The organism is Streptomyces sp. NRRL S-118 (assembly GCF_000716335.1).
Lineage (GTDB): Bacteria > Actinomycetota > Actinomycetes > Streptomycetales > Streptomycetaceae > Streptomyces.
Map to the genome: position 1 here is coordinate 460,459 of NZ_KL591003.1, position 19,103 is coordinate 479,561.

Sequence of the window (19,103 nt, forward strand, 5' to 3'; positions counted from 1 at the left end):
GCTGGCCTGCAGAAACCGCCAGTAGAATCTGGTCACTGTTCTGCACCAGGAACTATCATCGCAGGTCAGGGGCCATGCGGGCGGTCATGTGAGAGACCGTTTCTCACAATCTCTCACAACAGGGCTTTCTGCTCGCCCCCGTGGAACACGTCGAGAGCCTCCGCTGCACCGCGCATGTCCTCGGCTTCGATCGAGACGTACTTGCGCTTGGTGAACGCCGCGTTCGTGTGCCCCGCCCAAGCCGCGAGGATCACGTCAGGCACGCCCGCCAGGGCGAGCGCCTTGAGCACCGCATGCCGGGCGTCGTACAGCCGCACCCGGCGCAGGCCGAGGGCGGCCATCAGCCGGTACGCGTACTCGCGCAGCTGCCGGGTGTTCAGCGGGATGCCGAGTTCGTCCACGACGACGTACCCCGAGTAGGTGTACCCCTCGCCGGCCGCCTGCTGCTCCGCCGCCTGCAGCGCACGGAACTGCCGCAGCGCCTCCCAGGGCGTCCGCGGCAGGGGCAAGGACCGCTCGCCGGACGCCGTCTTGGTGTCCTTCTCCAGCACCCGATGATTGCCCACCATGGTCCGCGTGGTCGCGATGGCCAAGACGCCGTTCTCAAGGTCGATGTCAGTCCAGCGCTGCCCGCAGACCTCGGCCGGCCGCAGGCCCATCAGGGACAGCAGCAGCGGCGCGAACAGGCGATCGTCGGCGATACCACGGATGAACGTCTGCACCTCCGCGACGTTCCACGGGGCCGGCCTGGCGCGCTCCCGCTTGTCAGTCTTCTTGTCCGCGAGCGACACGCGCACGTGCGTCGCAGGGCTGACCGCGATCAGCTTGCGGACCACGGCCCGGCTCAGCGCCTCTTTCAGGCGCGTCAAGACACCCTCCGCGGTGGACACCGCCAGGCGGGTGCCAGGCTCCCCGCCCTTCCGGCGGCCGGTGGCCACGAGCTCGTCCACGAAGTCGCGCACCTGGTCCTCGGTGAGCTCCTGCAGGCGCACGTGCCCGAGACGCTCCCGGACGTGAACCAGGGCGAGGCGGTACGTGCGGATGGTCGTCTCCTCGACGTCGCGCCGCTTGTACTCCAGCCACTGGTCCAGCCACTCCCCCAGCGTGATTTTGCTGGGGGCGATCAAGGTACCGGCCGACCGCTGATGCAGGATGCGATCCCGCTCCGCCTTGACTGCAGTCTTGGTATCGCGGGTGATCGTGAGCTGGATCCGCTTGCCGTTCTCGTCCCGGCCGGCGTCGACCACCGTGCGGTACCGGACCGTGCCGTCACGCAGCACGATCCGTTTCGGCTCAGCCATCCCTGCCCTCAGCCCGCGGCCGGCGAGATCGCGCGTCCTCTGCAGCGATGTAGTCGATCTCCGCCAGGAGACGCTGAGCCGCGTGGCGCGCCGCGTCGATGGCCTCCGCCGCCTCTGCCTCGTCCTCTGGGTCGTCCATGACGACGAAAGAGGACCGGAAGACGAGGGTAGCGATGCGCTCCTGAAGCGCAGTGAGAGCGCGGCCGGTGGGGTGCTGGCGCAGGCTCCGTCGCCTTCGCGGCACGCTGTTCATGAGGAATTCCAGCTCCGCCGTATGCGCGTCGCCTGACGGAGGCACGAGCGGTCGGCGCCCCTCCATCCAGTCCCAGGCGTCCGCGGCATCGACCTCGCCGGCCCCAGTCACCTCGACGCGGGCACCCTCGCGGTCCTCTAGCGGCAGCAGCAGGGCAGCCGGGGATACGCCGAGTACGACGGCCAGAGCGGCTAGCTCGTCTGCAGTCACTACCCGCTCCCCCTTCTCCATGCGCGTGATGCCAGAGGCAGGGATCGCCCGGCCAGCGCGTTCCATGCCAGCGGACAGCTGTCGCGTAGTGAGGCCCCGACGCTCCCTCAAACGGGCGAGATTCACCGCCACAGTTCGCCCTGTAGGCCCTACCTCGATGGCGCGTCGTCCGCGCTGCTGCTCACCCATGGACATCAGGTTAAGCAACAGCATTGACCTTGTTGTGCAGCCGGTGTCTGGTGCTACAGTCTCCATAGGTGCAGCTTAGGACCATCTGCTGCACGTAAGCAACAGGAGATGCCGATAAGGAGCAGCAGTGAGTGAAGAGTTCCTGTCTCCCAGGCAGGTCGCAGAGCAGTATCCGGTGCTCGGAAGTATCAACGCGCTTGCCGAGCGTCGGTGGCGCGGCGAGGGGCCCGCGTACATCAAGACGGGCAGGGGCCGAGCAGGGCGCGTCTTCTACCGCCGAAGCACCATCGAGCAGTTCATCAGGGACTGCACGATCGAACCGAGGAGCGCGGCATGACGAAGCCCTCCCGCCCTAGCCTCGCCGACATCCGCAAGTGGCCCGCCACGATCAGCGTGCCCCAGGCTGCTCAGGCCCTCGGTTGCAGCAAGAGCCACCTGCACGAGCGCATCAAGCGCGGTGACTCCCCCGTCAAGACGATCCCGTTCGGTACCCGCCACGTCGTCATCACGGCCGACCTGGTGCGCCTGCTGTCCGGTGAGCCGCGCGATGTGGAGGCAGCGTGACCCGAAACGCAGAAACGCCCCGGGTGGTAGCCGGGGCGTTTCAGGAAGACTCCGCGGACAGCGGTTCGTCTGTGCCTGCCACGGTACAACAGCTCATCCGGCGCCGCGAAGACGCCGCACGCTGCGAGCCCCTCGAATGCGGACACCGCGACCCGCTCGACTGCGAAGCCGACCAGTGCGGCGCAGGTGAGCCAAACGGCTCACCTGCCGAAGAGGCTCCCCAACTGTCCAGAAATGGACAGTCGCCCGAGTCGGAGCCCGAGCCCACGGCCGAGGACGTCATCCAGGCGTTCTGGGCCGCGGCCAAGGCTCACTACCTGGCTAGCGACTTTCCCGCCTACGCCTCGCTCGACTGGCGCCGCCTCGACCCCGACGACCCGCGCAAGTTCGCCGGCGTCCTCTGGGCCGCCGAACAGTGGCGCTTCTACGGCGACGACATCACCGAAGAGCTCAACGACGCCCTGCGGCCCCACGGCCCCATCTGGCAGCGGCCCACCATCGCCGAGCTCGACCAGGCATACCAAGACATCCTCGCCCGCAACCGCAGCGAGGTCAGGAAGGGGGCGGCATGAGCGAGCCCGCCATCAAGTCGGCCGGGGCGCCCAAACTGCGCGTCGTCCCCGTGCCACGCAAGGCCCACCGCGGCCACCTGGGCATGGCTGAACGCTTCGTCGAACAGCACGCCAACCAGCTGCGGCACGTCCACGGCATCGGCTGGCATCACTGGGACGGTGCCCGGTGGAAGCTCGACGAGGAACGTGTCGACATCGAGGCCGCCATCGCCACCACCAAGCGAGCACTGCGAGAAGTCCTCGACATGGACAAGGGCGACGACCGAGACGCCCTGTACGCCGACGTGCGGAAGTCGGAAAGCGCATCCGGCATCGAGGGCATGCTGAAGCTGGCAGGAGCCCTCAAGCCAATCTCCACGCCGTCCCGGGCGCTCGACGCCGACCCCTACCTGTTCAACACCCCGGAAGGAACGGTCGACCTCTCCGAAGGGACGATCAAACCGAACGACCAGGCCGACCTGGTCACCAAGGTGGCCGGAGGCCCGGTCGGTGAGGACTCCAGCCAGGAATGGGAGACGTTCCTCAAGCGCATCCTGCCGGACGAAGAGGTCAGGGCTTTCGTTCAGCGGCTGTTCGGCTACGCGATGCTCGGCAAGCAGACCGAACACGTCATGCCCATCTTCACCGGCACCGGCGCGAACGGTAAGGGCACGCTGCGCGACGCGATCGCCGCCGCCTTCGGGGACTACGCCATCGAGGTAGACCCCTCGCTGCTCATGGAGTCCAAGCACGAGAAGCACGGCGCGTTCAAGATGCGCCTCCGGGGCGCCCGGCTGGCGTTCTGCTCCGAGACGGAGAAGGGCCGCAAGTTCGCCGAAGCCACCATGAAGCGGCTCGTGGGTGGCGACCCCATCGAAGCGAACTACATGCACAAGAACCCCATCACGTTCGACCCGTCGCACACGCTTGTGATGCTGACCAACCACCTGCCGGCCGTGAGCGGCGACGACCCGGCAGTCTGGCGTCGCATCCTCGTCGTCCCGTTCGACGTCGTCATCCCGGAAGCGGAGCGGGACGGGGAACTCCCGGACCGGCTGAAGGAGGCCGCGCCCGCCATCCTCGCCTGGTGCTACGCGGGATGGCTGGACTACCGAGACAAGGGGCTGAACCCCCCCGACGCCGTCCGAGTGCGCACCGAGCAGTACCGCGAGGAGAGCGACCTTCTCGCCCGCTTCCTGAAGGAGCGCACCCTCCAGAGCCCTCACGGATACGTGCGCTCGTCCCAGCTGTTCGCGGCCTGGTCCGAGTGGTGTCAAAAGAGCGGCACCAAGGAGGAGATCGGCAGCACCGTCACGTTCGCGGCCTCCATGCAGGCCCGCGGCTACGAGAAGACCGACCGCAAGATCGGCCGCGTCTGGCTCGGCCTGATGCTCACCGGCGATGAGGAGGACGAAACGCCCTGACCTGCACGGGTGGAGGGTTGTGGAGGGTTACCCCAAAACCTTCCATGCGTGCACGCGTGGAGAGTTTCGGAAAACCCTCCACAACCCTCCACCCTCCACCCGTCCAGCAAGATCGCTCAGCCCCCCACTCACCCCCTTCTGCTGCCGCCTTTCGCAGCAACCACACACCAGGAGTCACTGAACGGCAGGAGCACCACATGACCAGTCACGCCGAAGCACGGGTGCAGGCCCGGATAGCCGCGGCGCGGCGGCAGATCGAGGAGCGCAAGCGGCGCCGCGCAGAGCTCGCCGAAGCCCGCCGATACGGCCTGAAAGCCCGCAAGACGGCCAAGCTGCGGCGGCGGCAGCAAGCATGACCACCGACGACGCCGACGCCTACCGCGAAGCCTTCCGCACCACCTTGGCGCTCACCACGGCAACCCTCGCCCACGACCCCGAACACACCCTGAGCGACATCGTGGACGGCCTCTGCGGCGACCTGGAAGCCACCGAGCCGCGACACCTGATCGCCATCCACCTCACCATCACCCACGCCCTACTCGACCTCACGGCCAGCGCCAACAGCATCACAGCGCAAGACGCCTGGCAGCTACTGCTCAACACAGCCAACGACGCCCTCGACGCAGAGGAGACCCCGTGACCAAGCTCGCAGCCCACTTCCACCAGCCCTGAAAGGCCCCGCCATGCGCTACGCACCCGGCGCCGTCCTCAACCTCGTCAACGCCGCCAAGAGCTACGACGCCGTCGTCCGCACGGGAGGAGAGAACGGCAGCGGCTTCTACCCGGTCGAAGCATTCGCCGTCATTCTCGACCGCTACGACGACAACGACCAGATGGTCACCCACATCGAGGCAGTCATCCGCATCGAGGACAAGCTGCTCACCGTCACCGACTGCAAGGCCGCCTACGGCGATGACTGCATCCTCCGCTACACCAACTAGCCGCCACGGCAGAACGGACCCTCCATGAGCCCCCAGTACGGCACCAGCGACCCGCTCAGCCCCCGCGTGGCCGTCGGAAACGTCGAAGTCGAAGAGCCCGCGGCCGGCGAGTCGCGGCACGTGCCCGCAGACGCGTGCGGCGCCACCTTCACCCGCGCCCCCAAAGCGGCCAGGAACAGCCGCACCCTCGCGCCGTGCCTGCTCAAGCGCGGCCACACCGGCAGCCACGAGAACGAGAACGGCGTGTCCTGGTCGCAGGCCACGAGTGCACGCCGACAGATCAGCACCCGCACCGATCAGAAGGGCGACAGCACCATGACCACCACCGAACTCAAGGCCCGCATGAAGCGCATGCAGCGGGTCATGGCCAACCGCACCGCCAGCGACGCGCAGCTCGAGCGCAGCATCCCGATCGCTGACGGGCCGCTCGCCCGTGCCGCGCAGGCCGTGAGCCTCGCCCGGGCGCCACAGTGGGGATGGCTGGCCAGTGAGCGCCGGGTCGTCCTGGAGCGCCTGACGCAGGCCGGCGACGCGCTGCTGCGTCACGCCCTCGACACCCGCGCCACCGACACCGCCCACCGCCGGGAGATCGAGGAGCTGCGGCGGCAGGTCGTGGCGGCCGGTGCCCTCCTCGCCCCCGGAGTGGCCACCGACGTGCAGCAGGAGACACTCGACACCCTGAGCGAGGCCATCATGTCGCTGCACAAGCCGCTCAACGACGAAGCGCGGCTCGCAGCGAACTTCGCGCGGCGCCTGGCGGAGGGCAAGCAGGCTCAGGAGACGCCGGCCCCGGCGGCGCCTCAGCATCCCTGGTTCACCCACCGTCACGTGGCGTGAGAGCGTCCCGCTACAGGGGCCCGACCGGCGTGTCCGGTCGGGCCCTTCTGCGTGCCGCCGGGGGAGAGTGGGTTCGATCTTCAGCCGGAGGATGGGCGACCCAAACGCCCCGGTCGCCGGGATTTTTACACGGCCCGATTGAAAGACGATCTTGACGCCGTTTGGCAAACGACGACATTAGCGGCCCACCGCCCTCCGTCACTCAGGGTGACGTTCGCTAGTGCAGTCGTCTGTCAAACCGGGTCAAGATCGTCTTGATGTAACGCGGGGGGAAAGCCGGGAGACAAGGGCGTTTGGGTCGCCCGGTCGGACGCCCAACTTTCGCCCCGCTCTCCCCGGTCGGGGCCTCTCAGCCGAGCCCGAGTCCCCAGTTCTGCCCGCCGTTTCGCTTCATCTGCAGCATGACCTTCTGGATCTCCCGGGCGACCGCCTGCGGGTCCATGGCGCCGTGGATGTGGAACTCGGCGTTGATCTCTCGTACCGTTCCGCCCACGGCAACGCCTCTACCTGCGGAAACGTGCGTCATTCCGCGTGGCGCCATCCGGGATGCCACCGCGGTGACGGTCCGGTCCAGCGCGGGCAGGCCCTCGGTCATGCCGACGGCGAGACCCTGCGTGGAGTACCGGCCCAGCTCCGCCATGACGCGGCTCGGGCTCTTGATACCGAGGGCCTTCTTGATCGCACGCTGCATCGACTTGGCGAGGTCGAGCATGGCTTTCTCGATGGCCGTCCGCTGGGACATCAGCCCGTCGAGATAGCCGCGGCCGGCCTGCTTGCCGGTGTCGTACATCGCGTCGGCTCCGGCGCGGCCCATGGCCTGGGTCGCGTCATCGAGCTGGCCTTGCAGGCTGTTGACCTGCCGCAGGGCCGAGGTGCCCGCGCCGGCCAGCGCACTGGCGTAGGCGTAGCCGGACTCCGGGCCCATGTTCAGGATCTGCTGCAGCAGCCCCTTGTTCAGCCCCCGCTTGGCGAGGATCTGCACGTAGCGGGTGAACTGCTGGATCCTGGCGAGCTTCTGGCCGAGGCCGCTGGTGATTCCGCCGAGTGTCACCTCCTCGTCGGACATGCCGAGGTTGGACAGGCCGGCGGACTGTCGCGCCGAGGTGATGAGCCCGGTCGCGAACTCTCCCGCCTGCTTGATCTTCGCGGTGATCGCATCCCGCTGAGCGGCCAGCGACTGCAGCCGGGTGTTCGTCCGATTCACGCTGGCGATCAGGCGGTCGTCCAGCGTGGTGCGCTGCCCGCGGAACGCGTTCGCGATGTCCTTGGCCAGATCCTTCGCCGTGGCGCTGATCTGCGCCCGGGTGGCGAGCAGGCCCTTGATCAGCCCCGCGCCGACGTCCTTCGCGATCTCGATCATCGCCCTCGACGGGGAGGCGATCTGGAGCTCAGCCCGCACGCCTGTGGTGACGGCTGAGGCCATGACCCGTGCGGCGAAAGCTACCTGCCCTGTCGCCCCTGTAAGCCCGCCTGCGAGCCCTGCAGCGGCCGCCGCGCCTGCGCCTCGCATTCCGGCGTCCTGGCCCAGCGTGCCCGCGTTCAGGGCGTCCAGGAACGCCAGGCCGTACCGGTCCACCGAGCGGGCCCGGATGACGTACTCGCCGTCTGACAGCAGGGTGGGGATGGAGTCCGATGTCGATGTGCCCGGGCCGGTGACGAGACCGCCGCTCGCCTTACCCGGAAGAGCCCACGGGTTCATCTGGCTGGCGGACGGTGCCGGACCGACGTTGACGAACTTGCTGTACGACGTGACGTAGGTCGTGGCGGTCTTACCGTCCAGCGCATCCAGCCTGTCCCGAGCCGTCCGCAGCGCGGCTTCAAGTTGCGCAATGTTGGCCTTGACCTGCGCCTTTCGGGCATCGGGGACGGTCTTCAGCTGCGCCCGCGCGTCCTTGAGCTTCCTCTCAAGATCCGTCTTGTCCGCCCGCAGCATCGCGGTCTTGTCCGGGGTGCGGAGGATCTGCCCGGCCAGCGCTGCGGCTTCTTCCTTGCTGCGGGCCATCCCTAGCGTCGACTTGTCCAGCGCCCCACGGCCGCGCTCCCAGACCTCGATGGCGGCCTGCCAGGACCCTGTCTGCGCGTAGACGCTCTCCATGGCGCGCATCGTCGTCGCGCCGATGGCGTCGAGCGCCGCGTTGTTCTCCCGGCCGGCCGCGGTGTTCTCGTCCAGGGTGCGGCCGTTGCGCCGCAGCGCCTCGCTGGCCATGTCGATGGCGGACTCCATGGACCGCACGTCACCACGGGACTGCAGGTAGGCGCTGTTCAAGGCGTGGACGCTTTGGGTGAGCCCATCGGCGGCGAGCTTCTGCGCTGCGAGCTTGGCCTGTACGGCCTGCGCTTGCTGCCCGAATACGCCCATCGACTGCGCGGCCAGCTGCTGCTCGGCCTTGATGGAGGCAACGGCCGCCTTGTACTGCGGGAACAGGCTGGTGACCTCCGCCGCGCTGCGCCCGCTCGCCTTCAGCGCGGCTTCGAATCGGGCGAACTGCTGCGCCGCCAGGTCGGCGTGCCCGGACGTGGCCAGCTGCGCGAAGCTCTGGTCGAACGCGCTCAGCTCGCCTTCCATCGCGGTCAGGGACTTGGTGCCGTTGACCAGGCCGTCGACCTTCTTGGCCAAGTCACCGACGCCTGCGCCGGCAGGGATGAGCTTGAGGAACGGCTGCGCGGCATCCAGGTCACCGCTGGCCTGCCGCATCTGGTTGACCCGCGCGACGAACCCGTCCATGTCGCCGAACGTCTTCCTCAGCTCGCCCCCGAAGCGGCCTGCCGCCCCCAGCTCCTTGAGTGACGTGGTGAGCTTGTCGACGTCCGGGGGCGCCACCTTGGCCCGCTCGTTCAGCTCCATGAGGGCGATGAGAAGCAGGCCGATACCCGTACCCGCTACGGCCGCCTTGGCGCCCCGCGACATGGCCCCGAAGGCGGCAGCAAGCCCGTTGACACGCCCGGTCGCACCGGCGGCCGCGGTCTGCATGGCGAGCACCGACGCGCCGAACCCCGCCATCGCGGTACGGGCGGCGCCCAGCCCGAGAGCCGCCAGGCGCACCGCCTTGATGGCGAGCGCCAGCTGCAGCAACAGGGCGATGGCGCCGGGCGGGACGGCGGCCACGATGCCCGAGAGCGCGTTGATGACCGCCAGCATGCCGCCGCCGGCCTGCGCGGCCCCCTCCAGGAGGTTCCCGAGGGCCTGACCGATGTTGGACAGGGTGTCGCCGACGACGGGCCCGTGCTGGCGGGCGTAGTCCATGAAGCGTTCCAGCCCGCCGCCGACCTGTCCCGCGTCCAGTCGGGTCAGGAACGACACCAGGGCGCTGTTCGCGCGCCGCATCGTGCTCTGCGAGAACTCGCCGAAGCGTTTCATCAGCCGGTCGAAGCCCGGGGAGGCGACCGCCCCGCCTGCGATGGTGACGAGCCTGTCGAGTTCCTTGGACGTGCCGCGTACAGCGGGGGTCAGCTTCGGCATGATGGCGCCCAGGACGGCCATGCCCTTGGTCAGCGGCGCCATCGTGTCGCCGGACAGGCTGTCCGACCAGCCCTTGTACTGGTCCTTCAGGATGCCGACCGCTACGGCTGCTTCACGGGTGGCGGGCGGTAGCTTCGCCATCTGCCGCACATAGGCGGTGTGCGCGGCAATGGCCTCCTGGGAGCGGGCACCGGACTGCGCTACCGCATCCTCGTACTTCTGCTGCGCCTGCGCGGCTTCCTTCATGGCCGAGACCTGCGGGCCCAGAGCGAGCGCGTAGGCCGCTGTGGCGGCGCCCACCGCCGTGACACCGGCCGCCAGGGGCGCCATGGCCGCGGCCGCGGGGATGGCCGCGGGGGCCAGCGACAGCAGCGACTTGCGCAGCACGTCGACAGTCTGGCCGCTCTGCCCTGTCGCCCTGTCCATGGACGCCAGGCTCTGCACGGTCGTGTTCGCCATGCGGTTGACGGCGGCCTCGCTGGTGGTGGCCGCCGCGGTCAGGCGCCGCGCTAGGCGGTTTGCTGAGTCCCCGGCCCCGTCGAGGACCCGGCTCAGCCGGTCCTGTCCGGTGAGAACGAAGTTGAGTCTGTCCGACATGACGCCTCCACACTCGGCCCACGGGTGAATGCGTCCATTCAGCCCATTGCCTATATCATAGATTCATTCATGCCGGGGAATCGGGTGCGAGGCATGAGGAAACCCCCACCGCAACGGCCCTGCGGTGGGGGTTTCTTGGCCTCATGGAACACGGCCGGGCCCCCGGCCTGGGCCCCTCTACCCGCCTTACCTCGCAGGTCACAGGCCCTTACCACCCCCGTGACCGGGGTAAAGGGCCCCCGCTACTTTCAGCGCCCACGAAAAAGGGGCCGGACCCGTCGATGACGGGCCCGGCCCCGGGCGGTCGGTAGAGGGGAGCCCCTCTACCCGGTGATCGGTACGGCGTCCTCGATGTCGCGCCGCTGGTATCCGGCGCCGTTCTCGCCGCTGATCTTCACCTGCTTGCTGGTGCGCTTCACCCCCGCCAGCTCGAGTTCCTTCGCGAGCTTCTCCGCATCCCAGTCGCCGTAGGTGTCCTCGTCTAGGTTCGCCAGCCGCTGCAGCAGGTCGCGGGTGAACATGCGGGGCGAGTGCTGCATGCACTCCAGGACATCGGAGATGACCGGAGGGATCCGGTAGCCGTGCTCGGCGGCTGCCGCGGTGACGTCGCCGGCCGCGTCGCCGGTCAGCTGCCCGATCTCCTGGCGCATCGCCCGGCCCTTGGCGCACAGGGCGTTGAACTCGGCCGTGGTCAGCAGGTCGTTCTTGACCGTGGCGAACGACGCCGGCCCGGTGACCAGGACCACGACTCCCTTGTGGTCCTCCGAGAGCACCGACGCGTCCGCGCCCATGGACGCTTTGCCCTTGCCGAGCACCATGTCTGAGGACGTCTGGTCTGTGACCTGCGTGCACGCCCGGATGGTGATGATCTCGCGCAGCTTCGTCGGGACGCTCTCGGCGTCCGGGCGCTGGGAGGCGTAGTTGGAGATGAACCCGGCGGCCGGACCGCGCCGTGCGATGCGCGCCATGTCGTCAATCACCTGCTTGCGGCGCTTCTCGTCACTGATCGCGATGAACGCTTCCTGCAGCTCATCGACGGTGAAGAAGATGAACGGCATCTGATGCTTCTCCACGATCTGCGGGGTCAGCTTGCCTTCGGGGCAGATGGACGTCGGCAGCTCCCGCAGGATCGCAAAGCGGCGTTCCATCTCGGTGAGCAGCTCGGCGAGCATCGCCTCGAACGCCTCGATGGCGTCGTCTTCGGCTCCGAGGACCAGGCGGTGGGCGACCTGCCGCATCTGCATCCAGTCCTGCCCGCCCTTGAAGTCGGCGACGTAGTGCCGTACCCACGGATCGAGCAGGCCGGCCGCTGTCATCAGGCGCTGTGTGAACGTCTTGCCCCGGCGGGGCAGGCCGCCGAAGAACATCGACTGCCACACCACCGGCACGCTCACCCGGGTACCGCGGGCGTCCTGCCCGAACGGGATCGGGTCCCAGATCGAGAAGCGGTCCATCTTCGCCAGCGCCGACGGCACCGGCTCGGCCAGGTACGGGTCATCGTCCGCGACCCACATCGACACGCGGCCCGCGTTGCCGCCCTGCGCGGCGCGCACCCGCGACATGACCACCTGGATCTCGTCTACGCCGAGCTCGGCGGCGATGGTGGTCCGCTTGGCCAGCACATCCGCAGCAGTCTTCCCGCCACCACGCGGCAGGTCGAAGACCACAGCCCACCCGCGGCCGTCCCGGACCGGGCCCATGACGCAGGAGACCTTCGGCCCGTCGTCGTCGCCCTTGCCGCTTTTCAGGAGGCCGGCGGCGCGCAGCGCGTCATTCAGCTGCTGGGCGGACATGTCCACGCGCAGCGGCGGCGAGGCGTGGTCGAGCAGCGTGGCGTCCTTCCCGCGGCCCAGGTACGCCATCGGCACCGCGACGGCGGAGGCGATGCCCAGCTGCAGCACCGGGGGCGCCAGGGCGATGCCCAGCGCGGCCGCGGCGACCGACACCCCGGCCGCGCCCCAGCGCCAGCGGCGCGTCTCCGTGCGGGCCCGGTGTGCCATCTGGTGCCGCAGCGCCAGCTCGGCGTCCTCCGGCTTGTCCTTCACCTGCGCGGCCAGCGCCCGAACCGTGTTCGTGTGGTCCTTCGCCGACAGCACCGGCCACAGTCCGCGGCACGCCCGGTAGAACCCGCGGGCGACCAGCCACACCGTCTTGAACAGGTACTTCGGTGTTCGAACGGCGTGGTATCGGGCGTGCCACCAGCACAGCCGCCCCAGCGCTGTGACGTTCGCCTGGATCGACTTCCACGAGCGGGCCCACACCGGCAGCACCGGCGCGTCCGGGACGGTCAGCCAGTCCGCCAGCGGGTTGTCCGGGCGGTCAACCGCCTCCACCTTGGCGGGTTCTGAGGGGATCCCCTGAGAAGCTTCGTCACTGGCGACGGTGTGCTGCGGCTTGAGCAGGTTCACCTTCACGACCGGGTGACCGTTGACGGGCCGGTCGAGAACTTCCGTCATGATGGTCTCTCCTCACTGCTCCCCACGGGGAGCGGTTGGGCACGGGGCGGCCGGCGTACCTGGCCGGTGGGGCGGCCGCCCCGTGGCGTAGCTACTTGCTCTTCTCTTCGCGCTTGCGGGCGCCGTCGATGACCCGCTCGACCTTGCGCTGCAGGTCTGCCTGGTGGACGTTGTCGCCCGCGAGCTGCCGCTTGCACATGCGGCCCACGTACCAGGCGACCCGCGCTTTCTCGGCGGCCGTCAGCCGCGGCTCGGCGGTCACTTGGTGCCCCCGGCGGCGTGCTCCTCGGCGATCCGGATCGTGGCGATCGTCTCCGCCAGCTCGACCATGCTGGCCGTGGGCCGCACACCCCACTCCTCGAGGAGCTCAATCGCCCGGGTGGTGTGCGCTTCGGCGTCCGGGTACTGGCTGCTGCTCATGGCGTTCCTTCCTGGGCCGGACTGTCCGGCTCCCCTCACCGCCCGTGCGAGACGGGCGGATCGGGCAGCCGCCAGCGGCTACAGGTAGCCGTTGCGCAGCCGCTTGGACTCGCGCCGGACGGTCGCCGCGACGGACTCCGGATTGGCGTCCGGGAGCATGCGCAGGATCTCCGCGGCCGCCGCCTTCGGCTCCGCGCCGGCCGTCAGCTGCTTACGCGCCAGCTCGGCGATGCTCACCCCGGCTTCGGGCAGTGTCCGAACCGTGTTCGCGCTGGCCAGCGGCACCGCCACCGGCTCGGCGTCGACAAGCTCAACCTCAGGTTCGGACGTGTCCGCCGGGCGCTCGGTGAGCTCGTCCAGCTCGTGCAAGGTCCGCTCCGCGGCCAGGATCTCCAGCCGCGCACGCGCCTCCGCCGCAGCGGCCTGGCGGCGTACACCGGCGATCGCCAGCTGCGCGTTCGCCTTCGAGATCTCCGCCGCCACCCACTGCTGATCGGCTGCGGACAGATCCTTGTGGACGAACCGCATGATGCCCATCCACAGCACCTTTGCCACCATCGACACCGCGGCACCGATGACCGCCAGGGCGACCGACCCGGCCAGCAGGCCGTGCCACAGGATCGCGCCCATCGTCACCAGCAGCAGGCCCCAGCCCATCCAGGTGGAGAATGCGCGCTTCTTCGGATCGAAGCGGCTCAGCCACTCCAGCAGGATGTTCACCAACCAGGACAGGTCGAACAGGATCGCCGCGGCGAACCCGACGCCACCGCCCAGCAGGGCGCCGATGCTCACCGTTGACCAGACGATCGCGACCGCCGTCAGCGCCAGCACCAGGCCGGATGCCGCACGGATCGCCAGCGCGTCCATGTCCCGGGGCAGGACTGGGATGCGGACCCGGTAGGTCTCCTCGTAGTCGTGCGAGACGCCACCGATGGTGCGGGTGGCCGGCCGCGTCCGCTTCTCCTCGCGAAACTTCAGCATGAGTCCTCGACTCCTTCAGCGGCACGCACCACCAGGTGCGCGGCAAGGCAGATGCCCTCACGGTCAAGGCGCTCGCTCGCTTCGAGGAGCGCGGCCATCAGGGCGGGAACAGGGGGAAGGCGCCGGGCCGACCGGCACACCGCATGCAGGGCGGCATGCTCAGTCGGGCGGCGTACAGGCCAGCGGGAGCTCACCGGGCGTCCCTCAGGGCGGCGAGACGGCGAGCGGCGGCACGAAGGACCGACGCGTGCTCGACCAGCGCCGCCGCGAGCTTGTCCAGCCCCGGCGGATCCAGCTCCACGGCCTGATCCTCGAAGTCGACCGCCAGCACCAGGTCCGGGCGTGTCGGCGAGAACGGCCGCTGCATCAGGTACGCGGAAAGCAGCGTCGCCGGACCCTGCTCCTGCCCGACGTTGAACACCATGTAGGAGTCCTCCGCCTGGTGCTGGATGTCCGAGCGGTACCCGCCCTGCGCGTGCCGGCCGTTGCACCACGCCGGCTCGTCCACCACCACCGTGCCGTGGTCCCGGGTCTCGATCGTCACCCGGCCGCCGGCGACCGGGGCCATCGGCGCCACGTACAGCGGCTCATCCGCCCACGTGCGGCCCAGCACGTCCCAGTGCTCTTCGTGCATCCCGCGGTTCCAGATGCAGGGGAAACCGGGCCGGCCCGGCTGACGCGCCCCGCACACCGCCGGGTCACCCTCCAGGGCGCCCTGGTGCCAGGCCCACGCCTCCGCGGACACACCCTCCAGCGGGCCCTGCCCGCCGTCCTCGGCGCTCACGCCTGCACCTGCTTGCGGTACTCGGCGCGCAGCTCGACCAGCTGGGCGTGCACGGCGCGCATCCGCTTCAGGCGGGACTCCAGCATGTTGATGACGGTCGCGAACCCGTCCGGGTCCAGGCCCTCCACCCAGTGGTCGTCAACCATCTCCAGCTCGACGTGCGGGAGACGCTGCGCGAGGTGCTTGTCGAACGGGCGGACGTTCAGCGTCATGCCCAGCACGCGGAACTCCTCCGCCTGCCCGTCAGCGTTGATCGGCAGCGTCAGGTCCTGTACCTGCGACTGGCACCAGACGTCTTCGGCGTAGCTGGGCGTCTCGACGTCGCTGCTGTGGTCCATCTCGCAGCCACGCATGCAGGTGAACGTCTTCTGCTCGCCGGTGGCGCGGTCGGTGAACGTCCACGTGCGGGGCGCCAGCGGCTCGACCGTGGCGGCCGTCGGCTGCGTAGGGATCGCCGGCAGGAACGGCTTGACCAGCCCTCCAGACGGGCGGAAGTTCTCGGGTACGGTGATGCTCATGGTTCGACTCCCTCTATGCCAGGGATCGGATCTCAGGCCCCGGCAGCGGTGTTCCAGCACCCGCCGGGGTCGCCCCGTTTTTCCGGAGCGGTGGTTCTATCTAACAGCATGCGTTCCTAGTTAGCAACAGACTGTTCGTTGGTTGCTACGACGGGCGTCTCACACTCGTCTCACAGACCAGTACGGGAAGGGGCACGCAGGGCGCCGATGACCTGCGTTTTCTTGCGGCCCATGGACGTGGCAGATCCTCCATGGACGCCAGGTAAACTCTGGTCACGTGACTGCTGTGTCTGCGAAGCCTCGCATCCCGAACGTCCTGGCCGGCCGCTACGCCTCCGCGGAGCTCGCCGTCCTGTGGTCCCCCGAGCAGAAGGTGAAGCTGGAGCGCCAACTGTGGCTCGCCGTGCTGCGCGCCCAGAAGGACCTCGGGATCGAGGTGCCCGACGCCGCCCTCGCCGACTACGAGCGGGTGCTCGACCAGGTGGACCTGGCGTCGATCGCCGAGCGCGAGAAGGTCACGCGCCACGACGTGAAGGCGCGCATCGAGGAGTTCAACGCGCTCGCGGGCCATGAGCAGGTCCACAAGGGCATGACCTCCCGCGACCTGACCGAGAACGTCGAGCAGCTGCAGATCCGGCTGTCGCTGGAGCTGATGCGCGACCGTACGGTGGCGGTGCTGGCCCGGCTGGGCAAGCTGGCGGGCGAGTACGGCGAGCTGGTCATGGCGGGCCGCTCGCACAACGTCGCCGCGCAGGCCACCACGCTCGGCAAGCGCTTCGCGACCGCGGCCGACGAGCTGCTGGTGGCGTACGCGCGGCTGGAGGAGCTGCTGGGCCGCTACCCGCTGCGCGGCATCAAGGGCCCGGTCGGCACGGCCCAGGACATGCTCGACCTGCTGGGCGGCGACGCCGCGAAGCTGGCGGAGCTGGAGCAGCGGATCGCCGGGCACCTGGGCTTCGGGCACGCCTTCACCTCGGTCGGGCAGGTCTACCCCCGCTCGCTGGACTACGAGGTCGTCACCGCGCTCGTGCAGCTGGCCGCCGCGCCGTCGTCGCTGGCGAAGACGATCCGGCTGATGGCCGGGCACGAGCTGGTCACGGAGGGGTTCAAGCCGGGGCAGGTCGGCTCCTCGGCGATGCCGCACAAGATGAACACCCGCTCCTGCGAGCGCGTCAACGGCCTGATGGTCATCCTGCGCGGCTACGCGTCGATGACCGGCGAGCTGGCGGGCGACCAGTGGAACGAGGGCGACGTCTCCTGCTCGGTGGTGCGCCGGGTGGCGCTGCCCGACGCGTTCTTCGCGCTCGACGGCCTGCTGGAGACCTTCCTGACGGTGCTCGACGAGTTCGGGGCGTTCCCCGCGGTCGTCGCCCGTGAACTGGACCGCTACCTGCCGTTCCTGGCGACCACCAAGGTGCTCATGGCGTCGGTGCGCGCGGGGGTGGGCCGCGAGGTCGCGCACGAGGCCATCAAGGAGAACGCGGTCGCCGCCGCGCTCGCCATGCGGGAGCAGGGCGCCGAGCGCAACGAGCTCCTCGACACGCTCGCCGCCGACGACCGCATCCCGCTGGACCGTGCGCAGCTGGACGCCGCCATGGCGGACAAGCTGTCGTTCACCGGCGCGGCCGCCGACCAGGTGGGCGCCGTCGTCGCACGGATCGAGGAGATCGCCAAGCAGCACCCGGACGCGGCCGGCTACGTGCCCGGTGCGATTCTCTGAGCTCGGGGCACCCGAGCCGTATGACTCCTGAGGAACTCGAAGCCGCTCGCGACCGCCTCGTCCCCGATGTGATCGCGAGCGGCTTGTCCGTGTTGTTCTGCGGTATCAACCCGGGCCTGATGTCGGCCGCGACGGGCCACCACTTCGCCCGCCCCGGCAACCGCTTCTGGCCCGTGCTGCACCGATCGGGCTTCACCCCGCGCCGGTTGAAGCCGTCCGAGCAGGACGAGCTCCTGACGTACGGGCTCGGCATCACCAACGTGGTGGCGCGGGCGACCGCGCGGGCCGACGAGCTGAGCGACGAGGAGTTCCGCGAGGGCGGCCGGCTGCTGGCCGTCAAGGTGGCCGAGCTGAAGCCCCGCTGGCTGGCGGTCGCCGGCGTCACCGCGTACCGCACGGCCTTCCACGACCGCACGGCCCGGATCGGCCCGCAGGAGCGGACGATCGGCGACACGCGGATCTGGGCCCTGCCCAACCCCAGTGGTCTCAACGCCCACTGGACCCTGGAGACGATGGCGGAGGAGTTCGCCCGGCTGCGGGCCGCGGCACAGGAGGAGTCCGGGGTCCGCCAGGGGGCGCGGGGAGCAGGGCGGTGAGGGGCGACCGCTGAGCCCGTTCCCCCGGCCTGTTGCCGCCGGAGCCGACCCGGGCGAGGGCCGGCAGGGGGTAGCGATCTTCGGGTGGCTCGGCCCCGGAGCCCAGAGGCGACCGGCGATGATCTCCCTTTCCCGACTGCTCGTTCCGATGTCGCGATACACCATGTGTGGCGGCTTCCCGCTGCCGATGCCGTGCGCGGGAAGTACCGTCCGCCGGGCGGGCGGACGAGGCCGGTGGGCGGACCCTCGGGGGTCGGAGCCTAGGGCGGATCGACTTCCGTGACGACGGCGAGCAGCTGGAACGGCAGCTCCTTGTCCCACTGGGAGACTCCCAGGGCTATCCAGCGCTCCTCCGCGCGCCAGAGGTGGACGTCGGGCACGGAGTTGCTCAGGATGTTCCAGGGTTCGGGTATCTCCTCCCCGTCCATGCCGCGCTGCAGCAGCGACCAGAGGCTGAAGACCTGGGGCTCGCCCCAGCGGGCGCCGAGCACCGCCGCCAGCGCGTCGCGCTCGGCCTCGTACTGTTCCTCGACGAGTTCGCGCCGAGTGCCGTCGTCCTCCCAGAAGTCCTCGCTCGTGCTGAGCTCCGCGAGGTGGTAGCCCGGCCCGCTGTCGCCCGCGTCCGATCTGCCGCGCTGCCCGGGGAAGGGGCGGGAGCGCAGCAGATCGATGGTCGCCAGATGCCGTGCGGTGGTCATGGATCCAGTAAAGCCCCCGCCACTGACAATTGGCGTTCCGTCAGGCGCCCCCGCGGCGTACGGCGCCCCACCCGGCCGTCGGCGCGGCCGCCGTCCAACCCGCGGTGACGGCGGGACCGGTCCAAGGGCCCAGGGTGCCCGCGGTGTCCGTCCCAGCACCAACTGCCCCGCCTGGTCCGGCAGGTACTCGGCGCCCCCCGCCGCGAGGTCGCCGACTGCCCGCCGGGATCGTGCCCGCGGTGCGGGTGATCGCGGCCGGCGATCCGCTGCTGTTCCCCGCGGCGGTACGGGCGTTGGCGGCGGAGTACGGCAACCGGGACGCGCGGGCCGCCCCGGAGCGGGCGGAGCTGACGGGCCGGGAGGCGGCGGTCCTGCGGCTGATGGCCCGGGGACTGTCCGACGCGGAGATCGCGGCCGGGCTGCTCGTCGGGACGGAGACCGTGAAGACGCACGTCAGTGCCGTACCGGCGAAACCGGGCGCCCGGGGCCGTACGCAGGCGGTCATCGCCGCGTACGCGTCCGGCTTCGTGTCGCCGTCCGGCCCGGCGGAGGGCGCGGGCGCCGGTCGCCGCCCGGCGGACCATTGAGTACGATCCGGCAGAC

20 protein-coding genes and 1 pseudogene are annotated in these 19,103 nt (G+C 69.7%); 11 read left to right on the plus strand and 10 right to left on the minus strand.

Annotated elements, in window-relative coordinates:
- Positions 1 to 113: 113 nt before the first annotated feature.
- Both IH00_RS0108805 and IH00_RS38855 read right to left on the minus strand, forming a co-directional pair.
- Positions 114 to 1,280: a site-specific integrase gene (locus IH00_RS0108805; protein WP_234334800.1), complete on the minus strand. Its 1,167-nt coding sequence runs from the start codon at positions 1,278 to 1,280 to the stop codon at positions 114 to 116.
- Between the two features lie 13 nt (positions 1,281 to 1,293).
- The gene (locus IH00_RS38855; protein ID WP_078887635.1) at positions 1,294 to 2,019 is read right to left on the minus strand and encodes a helix-turn-helix domain-containing protein; all 726 of its coding nucleotides are present in this window, start codon (positions 2,017 to 2,019) and stop codon (positions 1,294 to 1,296) included.
- A gap of 61 nt (positions 2,020 to 2,080) precedes the next feature.
- On the opposite strand from IH00_RS38855, the gene IH00_RS0108815 reads away from it, so the two are divergent.
- From IH00_RS0108815 to IH00_RS0108850, 8 genes are all read left to right on the plus strand, one after another.
- Positions 2,081 to 2,290: a hypothetical protein gene (locus tag IH00_RS0108815; protein ID WP_031071371.1), complete on the plus strand. Its 210-nt coding sequence runs from the start codon at positions 2,081 to 2,083 to the stop codon at positions 2,288 to 2,290.
- Complete coding sequence (locus IH00_RS0108820; RefSeq protein ID WP_031071373.1) at positions 2,287 to 2,517, plus strand: helix-turn-helix transcriptional regulator; 231 nt, start codon at positions 2,287 to 2,289, stop codon at positions 2,515 to 2,517. Before IH00_RS0108815 ends, IH00_RS0108820 begins: the two co-directional genes overlap by 4 nt.
- The gene (locus tag IH00_RS38860) at positions 2,514 to 3,089 is read left to right on the plus strand and encodes a hypothetical protein (protein WP_158827756.1); all 576 of its coding nucleotides are present in this window, start codon (positions 2,514 to 2,516) and stop codon (positions 3,087 to 3,089) included. Before IH00_RS0108820 ends, IH00_RS38860 begins: the two co-directional genes overlap by 4 nt.
- Positions 3,086 to 4,492, plus strand: a complete 1,407-nt coding sequence (locus IH00_RS0108830; protein ID WP_052411278.1) for a DNA primase family protein — start codon at positions 3,086 to 3,088, stop codon at positions 4,490 to 4,492. Before IH00_RS38860 ends, IH00_RS0108830 begins: the two co-directional genes overlap by 4 nt.
- A gap of 197 nt (positions 4,493 to 4,689) precedes the next feature.
- The gene (locus tag IH00_RS43290) at positions 4,690 to 4,848 is read left to right on the plus strand and encodes a hypothetical protein (protein ID WP_199819709.1); all 159 of its coding nucleotides are present in this window, start codon (positions 4,690 to 4,692) and stop codon (positions 4,846 to 4,848) included.
- A complete protein-coding gene (locus tag IH00_RS0108840) occupies positions 4,845 to 5,132 on the plus strand; it encodes a hypothetical protein (RefSeq protein ID WP_031071381.1) in 288 nt (95 codons plus the stop codon). Before IH00_RS43290 ends, IH00_RS0108840 begins: the two co-directional genes overlap by 4 nt.
- Positions 5,133 to 5,175: 43 nt before the next feature.
- Positions 5,176 to 5,433 carry a hypothetical protein gene (locus IH00_RS0108845; RefSeq protein WP_031071382.1) on the plus strand — a complete coding sequence of 86 codons (258 nt, stop codon included), beginning with the start codon at positions 5,176 to 5,178 and terminating at the stop codon, positions 5,431 to 5,433.
- 24 nt (positions 5,434 to 5,457) lie between these two features.
- Positions 5,458 to 6,270, plus strand: a complete 813-nt coding sequence (locus tag IH00_RS0108850) for a hypothetical protein (protein ID WP_031071383.1) — start codon at positions 5,458 to 5,460, stop codon at positions 6,268 to 6,270.
- 349 nt (positions 6,271 to 6,619) lie between these two features.
- Here the strand turns inward: IH00_RS0108850 and IH00_RS0108855 are convergent, their stop codons facing one another.
- The 7 genes from IH00_RS0108855 to IH00_RS0108885 form a co-directional block, all read right to left on the minus strand.
- Positions 6,620 to 10,327: a hypothetical protein gene (locus tag IH00_RS0108855; protein ID WP_031071384.1), complete on the minus strand. Its 3,708-nt coding sequence runs from the start codon at positions 10,325 to 10,327 to the stop codon at positions 6,620 to 6,622.
- A 323-nt stretch (positions 10,328 to 10,650) separates the two neighbouring features.
- Positions 10,651 to 12,783, minus strand: a complete 2,133-nt coding sequence (locus IH00_RS0108860; RefSeq protein WP_031071386.1) for a DUF3631 domain-containing protein — start codon at positions 12,781 to 12,783, stop codon at positions 10,651 to 10,653.
- Between the two features lie 91 nt (positions 12,784 to 12,874).
- Entirely contained in the window at positions 12,875 to 13,045 is a 171-nt protein-coding gene (locus IH00_RS43295) for a DUF6257 family protein (RefSeq protein ID WP_199819710.1), read from the minus strand.
- Positions 13,042 to 13,203, minus strand: coding sequence for a hypothetical protein (locus tag IH00_RS42690; protein ID WP_158827758.1), 162 nt, complete (start codon positions 13,201 to 13,203; stop codon positions 13,042 to 13,044). The genes IH00_RS43295 and IH00_RS42690 overlap by 4 nt, the downstream gene beginning before the upstream one ends.
- 78 nt (positions 13,204 to 13,281) lie before the next feature.
- The gene (locus IH00_RS38865; RefSeq protein ID WP_052411279.1) at positions 13,282 to 14,184 is read right to left on the minus strand and encodes a hypothetical protein; all 903 of its coding nucleotides are present in this window, start codon (positions 14,182 to 14,184) and stop codon (positions 13,282 to 13,284) included.
- Between the two features lie 190 nt (positions 14,185 to 14,374).
- Entirely contained in the window at positions 14,375 to 14,968 is a 594-nt protein-coding gene (locus IH00_RS0108880; RefSeq protein WP_031071395.1) for a DUF6907 domain-containing protein, read from the minus strand.
- On the minus strand, positions 14,965 to 15,486 hold the full coding sequence (locus tag IH00_RS0108885; RefSeq protein ID WP_031071398.1) for a DUF6907 domain-containing protein: 522 nt from the start codon (positions 15,484 to 15,486) through the stop codon (positions 14,965 to 14,967). The genes IH00_RS0108880 and IH00_RS0108885 overlap by 4 nt, the downstream gene beginning before the upstream one ends.
- 277 nt (positions 15,487 to 15,763) lie before the next feature.
- Here IH00_RS0108885 and purB point away from each other — a divergent pair, with 277 nt between their 5' ends.
- Both purB and mug read left to right on the plus strand, forming a co-directional pair.
- A complete protein-coding gene (gene purB / locus IH00_RS0108890; RefSeq protein WP_031071399.1) occupies positions 15,764 to 17,206 on the plus strand; it encodes an adenylosuccinate lyase in 1,443 nt (480 codons plus the stop codon).
- Positions 17,207 to 17,226: 20 nt separating this feature from the next.
- Entirely contained in the window at positions 17,227 to 17,802 is a 576-nt protein-coding gene (mug, locus tag IH00_RS0108895; protein WP_078887637.1) for a G/U mismatch-specific DNA glycosylase, read from the plus strand.
- 260 nt (positions 17,803 to 18,062) lie between these two features.
- Here mug and IH00_RS0108900 read toward each other — a convergent pair whose 3' ends face one another.
- The gene (locus IH00_RS0108900) at positions 18,063 to 18,500 is read right to left on the minus strand and encodes a hypothetical protein (RefSeq protein ID WP_031071401.1); all 438 of its coding nucleotides are present in this window, start codon (positions 18,498 to 18,500) and stop codon (positions 18,063 to 18,065) included.
- 209 nt (positions 18,501 to 18,709) lie between these two features.
- Here IH00_RS0108900 and IH00_RS0108905 point away from each other — a divergent pair.
- Positions 18,710 to 19,087 (plus strand): annotated as a pseudogene (locus IH00_RS0108905) (LuxR C-terminal-related transcriptional regulator); the annotation flags it as partial.
- Between the last annotated feature and the right edge of the window lie 16 nt (positions 19,088 to 19,103).